The sequence below is a fragment of the Bacteroides sp. 1_1_30 genome, from assembly GCF_020982715.1.
Taxonomy (GTDB): domain Bacteria; phylum Bacteroidota; class Bacteroidia; order Bacteroidales; family Bacteroidaceae; genus Bacteroides; species Bacteroides xylanisolvens.
The window spans coordinates 24,737-46,601 of the sequence record NZ_JAJKHN010000028.1 but is presented as its reverse complement, the minus strand read 5'-3'; the positions used below and the strand labels follow the sequence as shown (position 1 = coordinate 46,601).

Genomic DNA, 21,865 nt, shown 5'->3' with positions numbered 1-21,865 from the left:
TGTTAACCTTAAATCTAATACTATGAAAAACACAGTGCAAAGATACGGAGTTTTGGCAACTTTGCAAATTATAAGCTGCTAATTGGTGTTTTTATAACACTAATTAATAGATTAAATCCTGTGTTACAGGTTTGTTAAGAGTTTTATCCCTTGGCAATTCTCATGTAATATATGAAGAGGGGGAGTTTTTACCCCCATTTCTCTTTCATCAAATCTTCCAGTTTCAACAACTCGTCACGGTATTGTGCAGCTTCAATAAATTCGAGTTTCTTGGCTGCTTCCTGCATCAGTTTGCGAGTACGTTCGATACTCTTTTCCATTTGCGCTTTACTCATATACTGCACTACCGGATCTGCTGCAATGTTCGGAGTAGAAGGTTCTACATAAGCATGTCTTTCTTTTAGCAGTTCATCCGCCTCTTTTGCATTACCGAATACCGACAAGTTTCTGGCCTTTTTAATCTGTTGAGGAGTAATTCCGTTTGCTTCATTGTATGCCAACTGTTTTTCCCGGCGGCGATTGGTTTCGTCAATCGTCAGTTTCATGCTATCCGTCATCCTATCCGCATACATGATTACCTTGCCGTTTACATTACGGGCAGCACGTCCTGCGGTTTGCGTCAGTGAACGGTGGGAGCGGAGGAATCCTTCTTTGTCGGCATCAAGAATAGCAACGAGCGACACTTCCGGAAGATCGAGTCCTTCACGGAGCAGGTTGACTCCGATAAGCACATCATAGATTCCTTGCCGGAGATCATCCATAATCTTCACACGTTCCAATGTATCGACATCACTATGGATATAGTTACATCTTACATTATTATTAAGAAGATACTCTGCCAGTTCTTCTGCCATTCGTTTGGTTAGTGTGGTGACGAGTACGCGTTCTTCCTTTTCAATGCGGAGCTGGATTTCTTCCATTAAGTCGTCAATCTGATTAAGGCTCGGGCGCACTTCGATGACAGGATCAAGCAGTCCCGTAGGACGAATCACCTGCTCTACGACGATACCTTCAGACTGAATCAATTCATAATCTGCCGGTGTGGCACTGACATAAATTACCTGTTTCGCCATTTCCTGAAACTCTTCGAATTTCAATGGACGGTTGTCCATAGCCGCAGGCAATCGGAAACCATATTCCACCAGATTGATTTTACGTGCACGGTCTCCTCCGTACATCGCACGGATTTGGGGTACACTTACGTGGCTTTCGTCAATGACAATCAGAAAATCATCCGGAAAGAAATCGAGCAGACAATAAGGACGGGTACCGGCAGCACGACCGTCGAAATAACGGGAATAATTCTCAATTCCGGAGCAATGCCCTAACTCCCGGATCATTTCCATATCGTAAGTCACCCGTTCATATAGTCGTTTGGCTTCATATTCTTTACCGATAGACTCGAAGAATGCCACTTGTTTGGTTAGGTCATCTTCTATTTCGTGGATAGCACGGAGAGTAGCCTCTTTGGTCGTCATAAACAAATTGGCCGGATAAATCTTATAGGCGTCGAATGGAGCAATGGTGACTCCTGTAATCGGGTCTACTTCTTCTATACCATCAATCTCATCTCCCCAGAAGGTGACACGGAGCAGATTGTCGGTATAAGCCAGATAGATATCCACGGTGTCACCTTTAACGCGGAAATTACCACGGTTCAGGTCGATGTCATTGCGGACATACAAGCTGTCTACCAGACGACGTAAAAAGACATTGCGGTCCATCATCCGTCCCCGTTCTATTTCAATGACATTTTTGTAGAAGTCCGAAGGATTTCCCATACCGTAGATACAAGAAACGGAAGAAACCACTACCACGTCTTTTCGTCCGGAGAGTAGGGCAGAAGTGGCTGCGAGTCGAAGCTTGTCGATTTCGTCATTGATGGCAAGATCTTTCTCTATATAAGTATCACTGCTCGGGAGATAGGCCTCCGGCTGATAATAGTCATAGTAAGAAACGTAATATTCTACCGCATTATTGGGGAAGAAACCTTTAAACTCACTATAAAGCTGGGCAGCCAATGTCTTGTTATGGCTCAAAATCAACGTAGGTTTGTTGATATTGGCGATCACATTGGCAATGGTAAATGTTTTTCCCGATCCGGTCACTCCCAGTAAAGTCTGTGCGGGAACTCCCTGAAGTACCCCTTCAGTCAGTTGTGCTATCGCTTCCGGCTGATCCCCGGTAGGTTTGTAAGCTGATGTTAGTTCATAATTCATAGTTAAATCCTAAAAAGTGGAGCAATATTCGGTAAAATAATCGAGATAACAAATCATTTTTCCAAATAAATCCTTTACTTTGCAACATATTAATATCAAAAAACAGATTCATACAACTAGTAATACCAGAAACACATGATTTGGAATGAGAGCATTGAGTGTATGGACCGCGAAAGTCTTCGCAAGATTCAAAGCATACGACTCAAGAAAATTGTAGATTACGTCTATCACAACACTCCTTTCTATCGAAAGAAGATGCAGGAAATGGGAATAACCCCCGATGATATCAATAGTATCGATGATATTGTAAAACTGCCGTTTACCACGAAACATGATTTAAGAGATAATTATCCGTTCGGGCTTTGTGCCGTGCCGATGAGCCAGATTGTACGTATTCATGCCTCTTCCGGAACGACCGGAAAGCCGACGGTTGTCGGATATACCCGTAAGGACTTGGCCTCTTGGGCGGAATGTATATCACGTGCTTTTACCGCTTACGGAGCGGGCCGTTCTGATATTTTTCAGGTATCATACGGATACGGACTGTTTACGGGCGGACTGGGAGCACATGCCGGAGCCGAGAATATTGGTGCTTCTGTTATTCCGATGTCCAGTGGCAACACTGAAAAACAGATTACCTTGATGCATGATTTCGGATCGACAGTGCTTTGTTGCACCCCTTCTTATGCGCTCTACCTGGCAGATGCAATCAAAGATTCCGGTTTGCCACGTGAAGAATTTCAACTGAAAGTCGGTGCGTTCGGTGCGGAACCCTGGACGGAAAATATGCGTCATGAAATTGAAGAGAAACTGGGAATCAAAGCATACGATATTTATGGGTTGAGTGAAATTGCCGGACCGGGTGTCGGTTACGAGTGCGAATGTCAGAACGGCACTCACTTGAATGAAGACCATTATTTCCCGGAAATTATCGATCCGAATACTTTGCAACCGGTTGAACCGGGACAAACGGGCGAACTGGTGTTTACCCACCTCACCAAAGAGGGTATGCCATTGCTCCGTTACCGTACGCGTGATTTGACTGCCTTGCATCATGATAAATGTTCTTGCGGTCGTACATTAGTACGTATGGATCGTATTTTGGGACGCAGTGATGATATGTTGATTATCCGTGGTGTAAACGTATTCCCGACACAGATTGAATCCGTTATCCTTGAAATGGCAGAATTTGAACCGCATTATTTGTTGATAGTGGGTCGTGAAAATAATACCGATACGATGGAGCTCCAGGTTGAAGTACGTCCGGAATTCTATTCTGATGAGATCAACAAAATGCTGGCTTTGAAGAAAAAGCTGGGAGGACGTTTGCAAAGCGTACTTGGATTGGGAGTCAACGTGAAACTGGTAGAGCCTCGCAGCATTGAGCGTAGCGTAGGTAAAGCAAAACGTGTGATTGATAACAGAAAAATATAAATAAGTATTAGGTATACCTAATGCTTGTTACCTAATACTTAATACTTATTACTTAATACTTTAATAAATATGGTAGCAAAACAACTTTCTATCTTTTTGGAAAATAAGTCAGGCCGTTTGACGGAAGTGACTGAAGTGCTGGCGAAAGAAAATATCAATCTTTCTGCTTTGTGCATTGCCGAAAATGCTGATTTTGGTATTTTGCGTGGAATAGTATCTGATCCGGATAAAGCATACAAAGCTTTAAAAGATAATCATTTTGCAGTGAATGTGACTGATGTAGTAGGTATAAGCTGTCCCAATATACCGGGTGCTTTGGCAAAAGTGCTGGGATATTTATCAGACGAGGGTGTATTTATTGAATATATGTATTCGTTTGCCAATAACAATATTGCAAATGTGGTAATTCGCCCCAGCAATCTGGATAAATGTATCGAGGTATTGAAAGAAAAGAAAGTCGATCTGCTGGCTGCAAGTGATTTGTACAAGCTGTAGATATAGCAGTAAACGATAAACAGGGAACGGTAAATAGCTGTGTTGTCTTTGAATGGGATAACACATTTGTTTGCCGTTTTCTGCTATAAAAAATAGTGACGCTATCCCGGGCATATACCGTCACTATTTTTTTCTGCCTTATAACAAGTTTTTTTCTGTCTTATAACAAGGAATCTGACGTTTGTTCGTCAGGTTTATGCCAATCATGATTTCTGTGTGATTCGTTTATTACCTGCCGTTTACAGTTTGGTGTTTGCAATTCGACGTCATTTTCTCTCCTTTTGTCGATGTTTAACGCCTTTTATGTATTAAAAAACACAGATTAATTGCTAAATTCCCAGCGAATAAGTAACTTTGCGCATTATTTTTAAATAGGATGAAGAAAAATATCATTATAACTTTGCTTGCGGCGGCTACTCTGACATCATGTGGAGAGTACAATAAATTGCTGAAAAGCACCGATTACGAATACAAGTACGAAGCCGCTAAAAACTATTTTGCGAAGGGACAGTATAATCGTTCAGCTACGTTGCTGAATGAGTTGATAACCATTCTGAAAGGAACCGATAAAGCGGAAGAGTCTTTGTATATGTTGGGAATGAGTTATTATAATCAGAAAGATTATCAGACAGCTGCCCAGACATTTATCACCTATTTCAATACGTATCCCCGTGGCACTTTTACCGAACTGGCACGTTTTCATGCAGGTAAAGCTTTATTCCTGGATACCCCGGAACCACGTTTGGATCAATCAAGCACTTATCAGGCTATCCAGCAGTTGCAGATGTTCATGGAATATTTCCCGAACAGCACAAAGAAGCAGGAAGCACAGGATATGATTTTTGCTTTGCAGGATAAGCTGGTTTTGAAAGAACTTTATTCTGCAAGATTATATTATAATCTGGGTAATTATTTAGGCAATAACTATGAGTCTTGTGTAATCACAGCTCAAAATGCACTGAAAGATTATCCTTATACTGACTATCGTGAAGAACTTTCTATCTTGATTCTGCGTGCAAGACACGAAATGGCTATCTATAGTGTAGAAGACAAAAAGATGGATCGTTACCGCGAAACAGTGGACGAATATTATGCTTTCAAGAATGAATTTCCTGAAAGTAAATATTTGAAAGAAGCCGAGAAAATATTCAATGAATCACAGAAAGTAATTAAAGACTAAATTTAAATAGATTTATGGACTACAAAAAAACGAATGCTCCTGCTACAACAGTAACCCGTGACATGATGGAACTCTGTGCTGATACAGGTAATGTTTACGAAACTGTTGCCATTATTGGCAAGCGTGCTAATCAGATCAGTGTAGAAATCAAAAACGATCTTTCAAAGAAATTGGCAGAGTTTGCCTCTTACAATGACAACTTGGAAGAAGTGTTTGAAAATAGAGAGCAAATCGAAATTTCTCGTTATTATGAGAAATTGCCGAAACCGGACTTGATTGCTACGCAAGAATACATCGAAGGGAAAATATATTATAGAAATCCGGCTAAGGAGAAAGAAAAACTTCAGTAATTTATTTTCTGACGAAGAATTTGATAGTCAAGTAGTAAGTGGGATGATTATCCCTACTCCTTATTGCTTGGCTATTATTGTTTAACTCAACTACTATTTAGAATACTTATGATTCAACGAATTCAAACTGTTTATTTATTGATTGTTGCAGGATTGCTGATTACAGCTATGTGTATGCCGATAGGTTACTTCATTGATACAATGGGCGAACATCCTTTTAAGGCATTAGGATTGGAAATAAACGACGCTTTTCAGTCTACATGGGGGTTATTCGGGATTCTGATGCTTAGTACTATCGTTGCCGTGGCTACCATTTTTTTATATAAGAACCGTATGCTGCAGATTCGCATGACGATTTTCAATAGCTTGTTGTTGGTCGGTTATTACATTGCTGCCCTTGCTTTTTATTTTGCGTTGAAGAATGATGCAAATATGTTCCGGGTAGGCTGGGCATTGTGTTTACCACTTATTTCCATCATTCTGAATATATTGGCTGTTCGTGCTATTGGACGCGATGAGGTGATGGTAAAGGCTGCAGATAGATTGAGATAAGACTTTTCCCTATATCTGGGTAATTCGTTAATATGATTAATGAAAAGCATCGCTTTATAAGAGTTAAAGCGGTGCTTTTTGCTCTCTAAAGCTATGCTTTAGCATCCCTAAAACGGTGCATTTACTGAATATTCCTGTTTTAAAGATACAAATAAGGCAACTAATTCATTGCGAGTTAGTTGCCTTATTTATTTAAAGAGTATCCCTAAAGCGCTGCTTTGTAGATATTCAAGCTCCTTCTCTCGAAAGGGAGGAGGGAGAGGATTTTATTTCTTCAAGTCAAATAGGTACGTGAGCTTTATGGTAATTGTTCCATGCGCTGCACGGGCGAAATAGTCTTTCTTTGTGGTGCTATAAAAGTCAGACAGCGCAAAGTAGTAACGGCCTTCAACGATGAAGCTGCCGGCTTTCTTTGTTCGGAGTTCTACACCGCCGCCACCGGCAATACCGTAGTCGAATTTATTCTGAATCTTAACTCCGTATACGGCTTTCTGTGTATTGGAAAGTTGGTCCATGTTTACACCTGAAATAGTCTCTGATTCTCCAATGAGAAAGCTTATTTGTGGACCTGCATGAACAAAGAATTGTAGTCCTCTGTCTCGTCCGAAAGCAAGGTGGGCAAGGAAAGGAATATCGATATAAGTCATTTTACGGGTGTAAGTTTGAGTAGGGTCTTTTACCATTTCTCCGTTTTCCCCTGGTATCTCAAACAATTGGTCCCACCCCCTTTGTGATACATTCAATTCGACTTGTGCACCGCAAATCATGGCAAAATACTTCTCGGATATATAACGTGCCGTCAAGCCTCCGGTAATTCCCATCAAGCTATTTTGCTTGATGCTGGGAGTGAAAGAAACACTGTTTAAGTTGACACCTCCATTAACACCTACTGATAAATTGCTGCGTGCTTCTCCAATTTGGGCAGTGGCAGGAAGAGCAAATCCTGTAAGTAGGAGTGTTGCAATCAAAAATGGTTTTATCTTTATCATTTTCGTATTATTCGAAGTCAAGTTTTACTAATTCAAAATTCTTAGTGAAACGTATGAAGAACACTTTTTTATTAATAAATCCTCCCCAGTTGTTCACGCGCTGGAATTTGAATCCTGTCTGGATTGGCGTCAGGTTCATCTTAGGCAGATTGTTTTCCAATTCCGAGCCATAGAGCGATAATCCCTTCAAGAAGAAGAAACCGGTGTCGAAGCCAAGCATTGCGTAATTGGGGTATTTGCTTGCCAAATCTTTACTATACCATTTATGATAAGCGTTGGTGAATTGCACGGCTGCCGGAAACAATGTATTCGTATAGAATGAAGAGTAGAAATATACATCCAACTCAAAGAAATTTTCCAGATGATCTCTGGTGTAAGTCTGCCATTCCGGGTAGCCGAACAGGTGAATTTTTTCTGCAGGATTCTCTCTGACTAACAACGTCAGTTGAGGAAGTACCTTAATCAGTAAAACATTACTGCCCGATGTCGGGATAAAAATGTTTTCTTTATCACTGCGAAGTGTTGCTTTCAATGTTTCTTTAGTTGCGCTTTCGCTGACGGTTCTCATAGGAATTCCTTTGCTCTTCAACTCTTGTTTCAAGCCGCTGATAAATTCCGCTTTCTCCTTGTCAGCACTCGACGGTTCGATGAAAATAACGTTCGCATTAGGGAATTGGCGGGTGAAATGCTCATAAACCTCTGAATATAAATAAGATTGAGGCGTATTAATCTGATAAATAGCAGGATTTTTGAATACCTCTTCTCCTTTTTGAGAGAAAGGGATCACCAGGCGTATATCGTTCTTTTCCGCGAAGTCTGACAATGGTTTTATTTGATTCTGATGCATCGGACCGAAGATGATATTCATATTCTTCATCTCGTTTTTGGCAAGAATCGTATTCAATGTAGAAATGTCTTTTCCACTGTCATATACATATAAATCAAGAGAAACGCCCGTACGTTTCAGACTGTCTACTGCCATCAGGAAACCTTCGTAATATTCCACCATGCGTTTGTCCTCCTGGAAAGGCAACAACAAGGCAGCCTTAATAGTAGACAGCTTTTGGGGAGTCTCCTTATTTTTGCGGAAAAGCTCGCTATTGCTGGGAGGAACAGCGTATGGATCTTCTTTCTTTGTTGGCTGTACAGTGGTTGCTGCCGGGTAGGGGATGCAAAGGAATTGTCCCTTTTTCATTCCCTTTTTCAGTTCCGGGTTAGCGTCAATCAACTCCTGCTCGCTGATTCCGTATTCACGGCTCACGCTGAATATAGTCTCTTTGCGCTTTACCTTATGCATATCTTTGCATCTCGGAACAACAGGACCTTGAATAGTCGATTGTTCAGTAGGCGTTTGAACTACGGTGTCAGTTTGTTCTTCTTTTTTCTGCGGAATCAGAATAACTTGTCCGATACGGAAATTCTCGGCACTCAAACCTGGGTTTGCTTCACAAATATCTTTGGCGGACACATTATACATCGTTGTCAGTTTGTACAATGTTTCTCCGGCTTGGATCGTATGGAATGTTTCTCCCTTCTGGCTTTCTTTCCCAGTAGGGATTTTGATGGTCTGTCCGGCATAGATTTTTTCGTCACAACCAGGATTCAGACGTATGATGTCTGACGTAGTGACATTATACATCTTGGAAATGGAGTATAAACTTTGTCCTTTTTCGATGGTATGCAAGAAATAAGATTGGTTTTCCTGTGCATAACTGATAGCGTATGAAACGCTTATAAAAAGCAGAAATAAGAATATTCGGTTTATCGGTTTCATCAAATTATAACTATTGGTTCTTGAAATCAAGGAACAAAGGTACAAATAATGCCCTATATCTTCATAAGATTTGAGTTAAGAAAATAATATTGTGCTTTTTTAGGAGCATATTTCGGGCGGAAACATTAATTTTGCAACATTTATGGAAGGATATGAATATGCAGGAAACAGAATATATTAATGTGTACGGTGCGCGCGTGCACAATTTGAAGGACATTGATGCCGAGATTCCCCGTAATAGCTTGACTGTTATCACCGGATTGAGCGGTAGTGGAAAATCTTCTTTAGCCTTCGATACGATTTTTGCCGAAGGACAGCGCCGCTATATCGAAACTTTTTCAGCCTATGCCCGCAATTTCCTGGGCAATCTGGAACGTCCGGATGTCGATAAAATAACAGGCTTGAGCCCGGTTATCTCCATTGAACAGAAAACAACGAATAAAAATCCCCGTTCTACCGTAGGAACAACTACCGAGATCTACGATTATCTCCGTTTGTTGTATGCCCGTGCGGGAATCGCTTATTCGTATTTGTCGGGGGAAGAAATGGTGAAATACACCGAAGAGCAGATTCTGGATTTGATTCTGAAAGATTATAAAGGAAAGAAAATATATCTGCTGGCGCCATTGGTGCGTTCACGTAAAGGACATTATAGAGAACTTTTTGAACAGATACGTAAAAAAGGATATTTATATGTACGAGTAGACGGAGAAGTGCGTGAAATCACGCATGGTATGAAGCTCGACCGCTATAAGAACCACGATGTAGAAGTGGTTATCGATAAATTAGTGGTTGCAGAGAAAGACGACCGGCGTCTGAAACAAAGTGTGGCAACTGCTATGCGTCAGGGAGACGGGCTGATGATGATTTTGGATGCCCAGTCTGAAAGTATCCGACATTATAGTAAGCGGCTCATGTGTCCTGTCACCGGGTTGTCTTATCGTGAGCCTGCTCCACATAACTTCTCATTCAATTCACCGCAAGGGGCGTGCCCGAAGTGTAAAGGGTTGGGAGTAGTCAATCAGATTGACGTGGACAAAGTGATTCCCGATCGTGAACTTTCCATTTACGAAGGTGCGATAGCTCCTTTGGGAAAATATAAGAATGCGATGATTTTCTGGCAAATCGGTGCTTTGCTTGAGAAGTACGATGTAACGTTGAAAACACCGGTTAAGGAGTTGCCGGACGATGCGATTGATGAAGTGTTGTATGGCTCTGACGAACGGATTAAAATCAAGAGTTCGCTGATCGGCACTTCATCCGATTACTTTGTTACCTATGAAGGAGTGGTGAAGTATATTCAGATGTTGCAGGAGAAAGATGCTTCTGCGACAGCGCAGAAATGGGCGGAACAATTTGCCAAAACAACGGTTTGTCCTGAATGTAAAGGGGCTCGCCTGAATAAGGAAGCTCTGCATTTCCGCATCCACGATAAGAATATTAATGAATTGGCAAACATGGACATCAACGAGCTGTATGACTGGTTGATGAAGGTAGATGAGTTCCTTTCCGATAAGCAGAAGAAAATATCAGTGGAGATTCTGAAAGAGATTCGTACACGTTTAAAGTTCCTGCTGGATGTCGGTTTGGATTATCTGGCGTTGAACCGTAGTTCTGTCAGCCTTTCCGGTGGTGAGAGCCAGCGTATCCGTTTGGCTACACAAATTGGTTCTCAATTGGTGAATGTGCTTTATATTCTCGACGAGCCGAGTATCGGTCTGCATCAGCGTGATAATTTACGTCTTATCAACTCCTTGAAAGAACTCCGTGACATGGGAAACTCCGTGATTGTGGTGGAACATGATAAGGATATGATGCTGGCTGCCGACTATGTTATCGATATGGGACCGAAAGCCGGACGTCTCGGTGGAGAGGTTGTTTTTGCAGGAACTCCCCAGGAGATGCTGAAGACCGATACGATGACTTCGCAATACCTGAATGGAAAGATGAAGATAGAAATCCCCGCCAAGCGTAGAAAAGGAAACGGGAAATCTATCTGGCTGAAAGGAGCGAAAGGGAATAACCTGAAGAATGTTGACGTGGAGTTTCCGTTAGGTAAACTAATTTGTGTGACAGGTGTATCAGGAAGCGGGAAATCTACTTTGATTAATGAAACTCTGCAACCGATTCTATCGCAGAAGTTCTACCGTTCTTTGCAGGATCCTTTGGAATACGATTCGATTGAAGGATTGGAAAACATCGATAAGGTAGTGAATGTCGATCAATCACCTTTGGGACGTACGCCACGTTCCAATCCAGCTACCTATACTGGTGTGTTTTCTGATATTCGTAATCTGTTTGTAGGTCTTCCGGAAGCTAAGATTCGCGGTTACAAGCCGGGACGTTTCTCCTTTAATGTTTCAGGCGGACGTTGTGAAGCCTGTACGGGAAATGGTTATAAAACAATTGAAATGAATTTCCTTCCTGACGTATATGTGCCTTGTGAAGTATGTCACGGCAAACGTTATAACCGGGAAACACTGGAAGTACGTTTCAAGGGAAAATCGATTGCCGATGTATTGGACATGACAATCAACCGTGCCGTAGAATTCTTTGAAAACGTTCCGCAAATCTTGAATAAGATAAAAGTATTGCAGGATGTCGGACTCGGATATATAAAGTTGGGACAATCTTCTACCACTCTTTCCGGTGGAGAAAGCCAGCGTGTGAAACTGGCAACGGAACTGTCGAAAAGAGATACAGGCAAGACCCTTTACATCCTTGATGAACCGACTACCGGACTTCATTTTGAAGATATCCGCGTACTGATGGGAGTACTGAATAAGCTTGTGGATAAAGGGAATACGGTTATCGTCATCGAACACAATCTGGATGTGATTAAAATGGCGGATTATATTATCGATATGGGCCCTGAAGGTGGTAAGGGCGGGGGAGAACTCCTTAGTTACGGAACACCGGAAGAGGTTGCGAAGAGCCCTAAGGGATATACACCTAAGTTTCTTCGCGAAGAGCTGGGGCTCTAATTTGAAGCATAGAGTGAGGGCGTTCTCCCAATAAAGTCAACTGTCTCTAATCATATTAATTAAGGCGCGGATTACATGGTTTTTATTTAATTAGAGCCGTGTAATTCGTGCCTTAATAAAAGTCATAGAGGACTTTGTCTCCCGCTAATTCTTTATTTATCAGATATAGAAAGTATAAATACAACGAAAATGAAAATCAATAAAACAAATGCCGCACGGCTGTTAGATAAGGCTAAGATAGCCTATGAACTGATTCCCTACGAAGTGGATGAAAACGACTTAAGTGCTGTTCATGTAGCAGCAGATTTAGGAGAAAACATTGAGCAAGTGTTTAAGACTCTTGTCCTGCATGGCGATAAAAGCGGATATTTTGTCTGTGTCATTCCGGGAGAACATGAAGTTGACTTGAAACTGGCAGCTAAAGCATCGGGTAATAAGAAGTGTGATTTGATTCCCGTAAAAGAACTTCTGCCACTTACCGGATATATCCGGGGAGGTTGTTCGCCTATCGGCATGAAGAAACATTTTCCTACTTATATCCATGAAACCAGCCGGGAATTTCCGTATATTTATGTAAGTGCCGGGGTACGGGGACTTCAGATAAAAATAGCTCCGGAAGATTTGATTCGTGAATCCAGAGCAGAAATTTGTCGTTTATTTGAGGAGTAGTTTAACAAATCATTGTGCAAAAACTCAAGAAAAAGTATATATTTGCAAGAAATATTTATTTAAATCAATCATTTATTAATTCTAAAAACTTATATCTATGTTCAGTAAACACCCTAAAGGTCTGATTGCTGCAGCTTTAGCTAATATGGGAGAGCGTTTTGGCTTCTATATTATGATGGCGATTTTGACATTGTTTATTTCAGCGAAATTTGGATTGTCCGAGACAACTACCGGATACATTTATTCCGCGTTCTATGCTTCCATTTATATTTTAGCTTTGGCGGGAGGTGTTATTGCTGATAAGACGAAAAATTTTAAAGGCACTATTTTAGTAGGGCTGATATTAATGGCTATCGGTTATTTGATTATTGCCATTCCTACTCCGACCCCTGTTCCTAGTATGGCTCTTTACTTGGGATTAACCTGTTTCGGACTTTTGGTGATTGCTTTTGGTAATGGTTTATTTAAAGGAAATCTGCAGGCTTTGGTAGGCCAGATGTACGATGACCCTAAATATTCAAACCTACGTGATGCCGGTTTCCAGATATTTTATATGTTTATCAATATTGGGGCTGTTTTTGCACCGTTTATTGCTATTGGTGTGCGCAACTGGTGGCTGAAGGTGAACAATTTTGATTATGATGCCACTTTACCTGAATTGTGCCATCAATATTTAGAAAAAGGAAATGATATGGCTCCACAAGCAATGGAGAATCTGACAACTTTGGCTAAGAGTGTTGTTCTTGACGGGACTCCTGTAACAGATATGGGTATGTTTGTTAATAACTACCTTGATGTATTTAACCGTGGTTTTCAGTATGCTTTTATGGCTGCTATTGGTGCTATGCTTGTTTCGCTGATTATTTATATGGCAAATAAGAAACGCTTCCCGGATCCTGCGACTAAATTGGAAACCAGTAAAGGTACTGCGACTGTGAATAAGGAAGAAATCCAAATGAGCGCTACTGAAATCAAACAACGTATCTATGCTTTGTTTGCAGTATTCGGTGTTGTTATTTTCTTCTGGTTATCTTTCCACCAGAATGGTTATTCTTTGACTTATTTTGCCCGTGACTATGTGGATTTGAGTGTTATTAATATCGACTTAGGTTTTACGCAGATCAAGGGAGCTGAAATATTCCAGAGCGTTAATCCGTTCTTCGTTGTATTCCTGACTCCATTTATCATGTGGATGTTCGGCTCAATGAAAAAGAATGGTAAAGAACCTTCTACCCCGATGAAGATTGCCATCGGTATGGGTATTGCCGCATTAGCGTATGTATTCTTGATGGTATTCTCCTTTACATTGCCTTCGAAAGAGGTGTTGGGTACTATGAGTGCTGCTGAAATAAATGCTATTCGTGTGACTCCGTGGATTATGATCGGTCTGTATTTCATCCTTACAGTTGCCGAATTGTTCATTTCTCCTCTGGGATTATCGTTTGTATCTAAGGTTGCTCCTCCTCATTTGCAGGGATTAATGCAAGGTTGCTGGTTGGCTGCAACAGCTGTGGGTAATTCACTGCTGTTTATCGGTGGTATTCTTTATACCACTGTTCCTATCTGGGCTTGCTGGTTAGTATTTGTAGGCGCAACAGGTGCTTCTATGATTGTAATGCTTTCAATGGTAAAATGGTTGGAACGCGTAGCGAAATAGAATCCCGTCATTGACTAAATAACAAAATGCCCCGGAACATTCACGATACTTGTTCCGGGGCATTTTGGTTTATTAAATATCCAATCCCATAATATAATCATTCATATAATACCCGTTGCCAATCGGGAAATCACCTTTCCGTAACTTTCTCATTCCCATGTATTCGTAAAACTGCAAGGCTTTATTGTTACGATTCACGTTAAGTTCCATCAGACAAGGTTCCGGGTGCATCTCCTTGATGCATTTGATTGCTTCCTTAAATAAGAAACTGCCGCAATGCGTACCCTGAAAGCGGGGGAGAACATAGATTTTCTGAAGATGGAATACATCTTTTTCCTGTTGCTGCACAGAGACGTATCCGCATGGCTCATTCTCTTTATAGGCGATGGAATACACATGCCCTTCTTCCTCCATTTGCTTGCGCACATTGGAAGGAGCATACATCCAGTCCATCATATAATCCAGTTGTTCAGGAGATAAAATATCCTTGTAAGTGGCGGGGAATACCTCCTTTGCCATCATATGAATAAGCTCGTAATCGGCTACCGTTGCTTTTCGAATTGTAAACATACGTACTTTCTATTTTATGGTTTAACGGGCACAAATATAGCCATTATTTCTTTTTATAATAAGGTAAGCACTCTCTAATGTTTTAATTATTATTAATTTATAGTACTTTGTAATGCAAGGTACTTAAGTAATGCATATATTTGTGCCATCTAAAAGAAGTGAATAATGAAAGTAGACAATGTAAAATCACAGATGAGGAAAGGCATGCTTGAATATTGCATCATGCTTTTGCTGCACAAAGAGCCTGCCTATGCTTCTGATATTATTCAGAAATTGAAAGAAGCCCAGCTGATTGTAGTGGAAGGCACCTTGTATCCGTTGCTGACCCGTCTGAAAAATGACGACTTGTTAAGTTATGAATGGGTGGAATCTACCCAGGGACCTCCCCGCAAGTACTATAAACTCACTGAACAAGGAGAAACCTTTTTGGGAGAACTGGAAATTTCCTGGAAAGAACTTAACGACACAGTGAATCATATAGCCAATAGATAATCCGAAAAAGAAGAAATAAAAATGAAAAAGACATTGACCATAAATTTAGGAGGAATAGTTTATCATATAGATGACGATGCCTACCGACTGTTAGACAATTATCTGTCTAATTTGAAACATTACTTTCGTAAACAGGAGGGTGCGGAAGAGATCGTAGACGATATTGAGATGCGTATTGCTGAACTGTTTGCCGAGAAAGTAACTGAAGGAAAACAGGTCATCACAGTTTCGGATGTAGAAGAAATTATCGCCCGCGTAGGCAAACCGGAAGATTTTGGCATTGCTGACGAGGATACAGATTCACAGAAAAGAACGGAACAAGCATCGTCCGCTAATCAAAGTAATACGCAAACCTCTGCCCAACGTCGCTGGTTCCGTGATCCGGATAATAAATTGTTGGGTGGTGTGGCAGCAGGACTGGCAGCTTACTTCGGTTGGGATATCACATTGGTGCGTATCCTGATGATTATTCTGGTGTTTGTGCCTTATTGTCCGATGATTATCCTTTATATTATCGGATGGCTCGTTATTCCGGAAGCCCGTACCGCCGCAGAAAAGTTAAGTATGCGTGGAGAAGCGGTAACCATTGAGAATATTGGCAAAACAGTGACAGACGGCTTCGAACGGGTAGCAGATGGGGTTAATAATTATGTGAACTCCGGTAAACCTCGTACCTTTCTTCAAAAGATAGGCGATGTATTTGTTTCCATTGCTGCCGTTCTCTTTAAGATATTTCTGGTAGCTCTTGTCATTCTTTGTTGCCCTGTCTTGTTCGTATTGGCTGTCGTATTGGTAGCGTTGGTATTTGCGGCAATTGCAGTGGCAGTCAGTGGAGGAGCTTTACTTTATGAGTTGTTGCCTGCCATCGACTGGATGCCGGTTGCTTCCGTCTCTCCTATGATGACATTATTAGGTACGATTGCCGGAGTTGCCCTCATCGGTATTCCATTAGGAGCTTTTTTGTATACCATCTTGCGCCAGCTATTCCATTGGTCACCAATGGGAACAGGTTTGAAATGGTCGCTATTGATTTTATGGATATTGGGTGCGGTCATTATGGTTATCAATCTTTCTGCTCTTGGCTGGCAACTGCCTCTGTATGGGCTGCACTGCTGTTAACTAAGCCTCATTCTATTAAAAAAGGATAATATTTATTCTTTTATAAGTAAATGTACCCCGATAGTGTGTCCGGGGTACATTTTTTGTTTTCCCTTATTCATCGTAAATCGAGATTTTTTAGTAAGTTTGTAAATACGTATTCAGGAAATAAAATGGGTGAACATATATGTTTTAGGAGAAACGAACGTTTAGCGACAGTCAATCCTTATTGGAGAGGAAATCCGATGGTGCGCGGACGTTTTTTTAACAGGCAGCATCGCTTCCGTCCGGGGATGGGCAGCGTGTTGAAATGGCGTCTTTCGCCCAATCCCCAACGCAAAGAGAAGAAGACGGTGAAATGGGACCCGAAAGTTTGTTATCTTCGCTCATTGGATGCGATGGTAGGAGATTCCCTGATATGGCTCGGACATAATTCTTTCTTTCTTCAATTAGCAGGTAAGCGAATCATGTTCGATCCGGTGTTCGGCAGTATTCCTTTTGTGAAAAGACAGAGCGAATTTCCTGCTAATCCTGATATATTTACGGAGATTGATTATCTACTTGTCAGTCATGATCATTTTGACCATTTGGATAAACAGAGTATAGCACGCTTACTGAAGAACAACCCGCAAATGAAACTTTTCTGCGGCTTGGGAACCGGTGAACTGATTCAGGGATGGTTCCCTGAAATGAAAGTGATTGAAGCCGGATGGTATCAACAAATGGAAGATGAAGGATTGAAGATCACGTTTCTGCCGGCACAACACTGGAGCAAACGTTCCGTACGTGATGGTGGGCAGCGACTGTGGGGAGCTTTTATGCTGCAAGGAAATGGGATTTCTCTTTATTATAGTGGTGATACGGGTTATTCCAGCCATTTTCGTGAGATTCCCGATCTGTTCGGAGCACCGGATTATGCTTTGTTAGGTATCGGTGCATACAAACCTCGCTGGTTTATGCGTCCCAACCATATATCGCCATACGAATCCTTGACTGCTGCCGAAGAAATGAATGCAGGTCTTACCATTCCCATGCATTATGGCACATTCGACTTGTCTGACGAGCCTTTGCACGATCCTCCGAAAGTTTTTGCAGCAGAAGCAAAGAAACGGAAGATTCCAGTGGAGATTCCCTATTTGGGAGAGATTGTAAAATTGAAAAAACAGAAATAATTAGAAACGAATAAAGAGATGAAGAAATTAGAAGTAAAAGACCTGAAAGAAAACTTTTTCGAAGCGATCGGAAAAGAGTGGATGCTGGTTACGGCCGGAACAAAAGAGAAGTTTAACACGATGACAGCAAGTTGGGGTGGCATCGGTTGGCTGTGGAATAAGCCTGTTGCTTTCGTTTTTATCCGTCCCGAACGGTATACGTATGAATTTGTAGAGAAGAACGATCACCTGACTCTTTCTTTCTTAGGGGAAGAAAATAAGAAGATTCACGCTGTTTGTGGCTCCAAGTCGGGACGTAATATAGATAAAGTAAAAGAGACCGGATTGAAACCAGTGTTTACAGAAAATGGCAATGTGTTGTTTGAGCAGGCACGATTGAGCCTGGAGTGTAAGAAGCTTTATGCTGACGGTATCAAACCGGAATGTTTTCTGGATAAGGAATCATTGGAAAAGTGGTACGGTGGTGCTCATGGTGGTTTCCACAAGATGTATATTGTAGAAATTGAAAATATTTATTCGGAGTAAGATTTAGCCGATTTATGATGGATGCAATGGAGAAGGCTCTGAACTCAAGTAGATTGAGAACAGAGCCTTCTTTTATTTTACTTTATTGGAAAGTCGTTAAGCACAGATTATATGAAATATGCAGTTTTAGTGAATCAAATGACTGTGAGATTCGTATAATCCGTGCTTTAAAATTTTACTTAGATGGAGCTTTCTTCACCCATTTGTCCAGCCATTCGAAGAATGTGCGTTGCCATAGAACCCCATTCTGCGGTTTCAATACCCAGTGGTTTTCATCCGGATAAATCAGCAACTCTGCAGGAACACCACGCATCACGGCAGCATCGAAAGCAGCCATTGCCTGATTAGCCAGAATACGGTAGTCTTTTTCTCCATGAATACAGAGGATAGGCGTATCCCATTTCTCCACGAATAGGTGAGGAGAGTTGGCAAACGTACGTTGTGCCACCGGGTTTTGTTTTTCCCAGTATGCGCCTCCCATATCCCAGTTGGCAAACCATTTCTCTTCAGTTTCCAGATATTGCATTTCCATATTGAAGATACCATCGTGGGCAATGAATGCTTTGAATCGTTTGTCATGATGTCCTGCCAACCAGTATACGGAGAATCCTCCGAAGCTGGCACCTACACATCCCAAGCGATCCTTGTCTACATACGGCTCTTTTGCCATTTCATCGATAGCAGTGAAATAATCTTTCATACACTGGCCACCGTAGTCACCACTGATCTGTTCGTTCCATTCCACGCCAAATCCCGGCAAGCCGCGACGATTCGGAGCAACAATGATATAATCATTGGCTGCCATAATCTGGAAATTCCAGCGATAAGACCAGAACTGGCTTACCGGACTTTGCGGACCTCCTTCACAGAACAGCAAAGTCGGATATTTCTTGTTCGGATCAAACTGCGGGGGATAGATTACCCATGTCAACATCTGTTTGCCATCTGTTGTTTTCATCCAGCGACCTTCCACTTTACCCATTTCCAACTGGTCGTAGATCTGCTTGTTTTCCTGCGTCAGTTGAGTAGTAGAGCCATCCAGTGCCACAGTATAAATTTCATCACCCATGCTCATTGAATGACGTTTGGCGATCAGTTTATCCCCGAAAAGAGCTACACTTTCATAATCGTACATTCCTGAAGTAATGGCCTTTACCGAATCATTTGCCAGGTCAAGCGCATAAATCTGTGACTCTCCATGCCATACACCTGTGAAATAGATCACTTTTGCATCTGCTCCCCAAACAAAGGCATCTACATTCGATTCGAACGCCTTGCTGACAAACCGTTTCTCTCCGGTTTCCAAATTCATGATGAACAGACGGTTTAAGTCGGCTTCGTAACCGTCACGTTCCATACTCTGCCAGGCGATATATTTGCCGTCCGGAGAGTATTGCGGATTGGTATCGTACCCTTTGTTTTCTTCCGTGATATTTTCCGTTTTTTGGGTGTTCAGGTCATAAACGTAAATATCGGAGTTGGTGGAAATCGCATATTCCAATCCTGTCTTTTTACGGCAAGTGTAAGCCACTTTGTCCGAAGTCGTATTCCAGGCAAGTTGCTCAATGCCACCCCAGGGTTTCATTGGACTTTCATACGGTTCTCCGTTCAGGATATCCACAATATTGGAAATACCGTTACCGTCGAAGTCGGCAACAAAAGGATGTGGAGCTGTCGTCACCCATTCATCCCAATGTTTGTACATTAGGTCGGTCACGATGATACCTGTGGCTTTCGGCAGGTCCGGATATTTATCAGCAGTGCTTTCTTTCGTCTTTACTTGTGAAATAAACAGCAGCTTTTTGCCATCCGGTGAAATGGAATAACCTTCGATGTCTCCGTCGTAGTTGGTCAATTGCTTGCGTCCGCTACCGTCCGGATTCATTTCATAGAGCTGGCTGCTTCCATTGTCATTACTTAAGAATGCAAGTTTGGTGCCTCCTTTAATCCATGTCACTTCATTTTCCTGATACGGGGTATGAGTGATTTGCTGGTTTTCGCTTCCGTCTGCGTTCATCACGAAAACTTCGCGGTTACTCTTGTTTTCCGGTACACTGTAATACGCTACCGTATACGCAATTTTCTTTCCGTCGGGCGATACGGCGAATCCGCCGATACGTCCCATAGCCCAAAGTGCTTCGGGAGTCATGCGCTTCCCTTCGATCTTAATATCCGATTTCTCGATAAGCACCTGATCTGTTTTGCCTGCGTCTTTGGTTCCTCCGCAGGCAGCTAACAACATTGCTGCCGACATCATAAATAAATTAGCTTGTCTCATATATTTTATAAAATGTTTATTTTCTTGCGAAGATAGTGAAAAAAGGATTTAAATCTTCTTTTTCTGCCAGTTTCCTTTCTTCATATACCAGTAGCAGAACAACAGTATAAAAGTACCGTACACACATTCTGTCGTCCAGGCAAATGCGACATCCATTCGCAGATACATGATGAAATATGCAGAGTATGTGACATAGATAGCCAGTACACAAAGTTCCATAGCCAATGCAGTCCGCGTATTTCCTGTTCCTGATACCGATTGGAAATACACATTGGCAGGCACCAGTACCAGATAGGCAGAGCATAGTACCCACAGTGAAGGTACGGATGCCGCTCTCAAATCCGGCATATCTGTATAAATACGTAGGATCAGATCCGGAAATAGACAGAAGAATATCAGAATTGGCAATACAAATATATATCCAATGCGAATGTGCTGCCTGATAGTACCCCGTACACAATCCTGTTCACCTGCACCGATCAGATTGCTGACCAATGAACCACAGGTGGATGCAAATGCCATTGCAATCATAAACGGGATTCCCGACACGTTTCGGATAATGTTCGCGATTGCCAAAGAGCGCTCTCCCAAATGTTCCACAAATAGAAAGAACATAAACCAGGTAGACAAAGAAACAAAGTTCTGGATCATTGTCCACACAGAAACATTCAGTATTCGTTTCAGTGTTTTCCCTTGGAACTTAGGCAGTATATTCAATGCATACTTCCTGCAGTCAATCCGTTTCCAGGTATAGATGATAAAGAAAATCACCGATACCATTTCAGCCAGCGAAGAGCCGATAGCAGCACCGGCAATTCCCAATTGCGGGAAACCGAATTTTCCGAAAATCAGGATATAATTGAATACCACATTCGAAAGTACCATCACAATAGAGTTCAAAGTCAGCGTCTTGGTCTGCGTCGTACCTACAAAGAAGGCGCGGAACATCACCATGATAAAAGAGAAGAAGAACCCGTACACACGCCAATGAATATAACTCTCGGCTGCATCGTAAATGTGAGGAGACGAAATGATATTCTTGAGGATATATGGTGAGAATACGATGGAGAACGTGAATAAAATCACTGCCATGGCAAGCAGGAAATATATGCCCTGATAAAAAATGGGTCCGATTTCCTTGTAGTTTCCTTCTCCATTGCGACGTGCAATTAATATCTGGGCACCGATGCTGAAACCGAATGCCATCATGAAAATGGCAAGGTAATATACACCTGCAATGGCGGAAGCACCTAATTCGATTTCTCCGACACGTCCCAGAAAAGCAGTGTCCGTCATACCAATCATCTGTTCCATAATCAGACTGATTAGGATAGGGTAGGAGATTGTCCAGATTTGTTTATAAGAATATTTAGTTTTCATCCTATTTTATTTTTTAGAGAAAGAAAGCCGGGCAACCAAAATAGGAT

At 41.7% G+C, this 21,865-nt stretch carries 18 protein-coding genes; 12 read left to right on the top strand and 6 right to left on the bottom strand.

The annotated features are described in order from the left end of the window. Window positions 1-188: 188 nt before the first annotated feature. Window positions 189-2,219 carry an excinuclease ABC subunit UvrB gene (uvrB, locus tag LPH68_RS10320; RefSeq protein ID WP_008643821.1) on the bottom strand — a complete coding sequence of 677 codons (2,031 nt, stop codon included), beginning with the start codon at window positions 2,217-2,219 and terminating at the stop codon, window positions 189-191. 135 nt (window positions 2,220-2,354) lie between these two features. On the opposite strand from uvrB, the gene LPH68_RS10315 reads away from it, so the two are divergent. From LPH68_RS10315 to LPH68_RS10295, 5 genes are all read left to right on the top strand, one after another. Then, window positions 2,355-3,653: a phenylacetate--CoA ligase family protein gene (locus LPH68_RS10315; RefSeq protein WP_004312705.1), complete on the top strand. Its 1,299-nt coding sequence runs from the start codon at window positions 2,355-2,357 to the stop codon at window positions 3,651-3,653. Window positions 3,654-3,722: 69 nt separating this feature from the next. After that, window positions 3,723-4,148 carry an amino acid-binding protein gene (locus LPH68_RS10310; protein ID WP_008022809.1) on the top strand — a complete coding sequence of 142 codons (426 nt, stop codon included), beginning with the start codon at window positions 3,723-3,725 and terminating at the stop codon, window positions 4,146-4,148. Between the two features lie 376 nt (window positions 4,149-4,524). Then, window positions 4,525-5,328: an outer membrane protein assembly factor BamD gene (locus LPH68_RS10305; RefSeq protein ID WP_004312707.1), complete on the top strand. Its 804-nt coding sequence runs from the start codon at window positions 4,525-4,527 to the stop codon at window positions 5,326-5,328. Window positions 5,329-5,342: 14 nt separating this feature from the next. Then, a complete protein-coding gene (locus LPH68_RS10300) occupies window positions 5,343-5,678 on the top strand; it encodes a DNA-directed RNA polymerase subunit omega (RefSeq protein WP_004299989.1) in 336 nt (111 codons plus the stop codon). Window positions 5,679-5,786: 108 nt separating this feature from the next. Next, window positions 5,787-6,230, top strand: a complete 444-nt coding sequence (locus tag LPH68_RS10295) for a DUF4293 domain-containing protein (RefSeq protein ID WP_004312708.1) — start codon at window positions 5,787-5,789, stop codon at window positions 6,228-6,230. Between the two features lie 266 nt (window positions 6,231-6,496). On the opposite strand, the gene LPH68_RS10290 is transcribed toward LPH68_RS10295, so the two are convergent. Continuing rightward, a complete protein-coding gene (locus LPH68_RS10290; RefSeq protein ID WP_049703340.1) occupies window positions 6,497-7,219 on the bottom strand; it encodes a porin family protein in 723 nt (240 codons plus the stop codon). 7 nt (window positions 7,220-7,226) lie between these two features. After that, window positions 7,227-8,993, bottom strand: a complete 1,767-nt coding sequence (locus tag LPH68_RS10285) for a LysM peptidoglycan-binding domain-containing protein (RefSeq protein ID WP_151923177.1) — start codon at window positions 8,991-8,993, stop codon at window positions 7,227-7,229. A 158-nt stretch (window positions 8,994-9,151) separates the two neighbouring features. Between LPH68_RS10285 and uvrA the strand changes: the two genes are divergently transcribed. The 3 genes from uvrA to LPH68_RS10270 all read left to right on the top strand — a co-directional run bounded on the left by uvrA (window position 9,152) and on the right by LPH68_RS10270 (window position 14,303). Next, entirely contained in the window at window positions 9,152-11,977 is a 2,826-nt protein-coding gene (gene uvrA / locus LPH68_RS10280) for an excinuclease ABC subunit UvrA (RefSeq protein WP_008022804.1), read from the top strand. A 189-nt stretch (window positions 11,978-12,166) separates the two neighbouring features. Next, a complete protein-coding gene (gene ybaK / locus LPH68_RS10275) occupies window positions 12,167-12,646 on the top strand; it encodes a Cys-tRNA(Pro) deacylase (RefSeq protein WP_008643813.1) in 480 nt (159 codons plus the stop codon). Between the two features lie 97 nt (window positions 12,647-12,743). After that, window positions 12,744-14,303: a peptide MFS transporter gene (locus tag LPH68_RS10270; protein ID WP_008022801.1), complete on the top strand. Its 1,560-nt coding sequence runs from the start codon at window positions 12,744-12,746 to the stop codon at window positions 14,301-14,303. A gap of 72 nt (window positions 14,304-14,375) precedes the next feature. On the opposite strand, the gene LPH68_RS10265 is transcribed toward LPH68_RS10270, so the two are convergent. Beyond that, window positions 14,376-14,873, bottom strand: a complete 498-nt coding sequence (locus LPH68_RS10265) for a GNAT family N-acetyltransferase (RefSeq protein WP_151923176.1) — start codon at window positions 14,871-14,873, stop codon at window positions 14,376-14,378. 165 nt (window positions 14,874-15,038) lie between these two features. Between LPH68_RS10265 and LPH68_RS10260 the strand changes: the two genes are divergently transcribed. The 4 genes from LPH68_RS10260 to LPH68_RS10245 all read left to right on the top strand — a co-directional run bounded on the left by LPH68_RS10260 (window position 15,039) and on the right by LPH68_RS10245 (window position 18,160). Next, complete coding sequence (locus LPH68_RS10260; RefSeq protein ID WP_004312715.1) at window positions 15,039-15,365, top strand: PadR family transcriptional regulator; 327 nt, start codon at window positions 15,039-15,041, stop codon at window positions 15,363-15,365. A 21-nt stretch (window positions 15,366-15,386) separates the two neighbouring features. Continuing rightward, on the top strand, window positions 15,387-16,484 hold the full coding sequence (locus LPH68_RS10255; RefSeq protein ID WP_008016256.1) for a PspC domain-containing protein: 1,098 nt from the start codon (window positions 15,387-15,389) through the stop codon (window positions 16,482-16,484). 152 nt (window positions 16,485-16,636) lie between these two features. Continuing rightward, entirely contained in the window at window positions 16,637-17,635 is a 999-nt protein-coding gene (locus LPH68_RS10250) for an MBL fold metallo-hydrolase (RefSeq protein WP_008776615.1), read from the top strand. Window positions 17,636-17,653: 18 nt separating this feature from the next. Then, a complete protein-coding gene (locus LPH68_RS10245) occupies window positions 17,654-18,160 on the top strand; it encodes a flavin reductase family protein (protein ID WP_087321259.1) in 507 nt (168 codons plus the stop codon). Window positions 18,161-18,335: 175 nt separating this feature from the next. Here the strand turns inward: LPH68_RS10245 and LPH68_RS10240 are convergent, their stop codons facing one another. Further along, window positions 18,336-20,438 carry a S9 family peptidase gene (locus LPH68_RS10240; RefSeq protein ID WP_044130186.1) on the bottom strand — a complete coding sequence of 701 codons (2,103 nt, stop codon included), beginning with the start codon at window positions 20,436-20,438 and terminating at the stop codon, window positions 18,336-18,338. A 48-nt stretch (window positions 20,439-20,486) separates the two neighbouring features. Further along, complete coding sequence (gene bexA, locus LPH68_RS10235; RefSeq protein ID WP_008643797.1) at window positions 20,487-21,818, bottom strand: multidrug efflux MATE transporter BexA; 1,332 nt, start codon at window positions 21,816-21,818, stop codon at window positions 20,487-20,489. Between the last annotated feature and the right edge of the window lie 47 nt (window positions 21,819-21,865).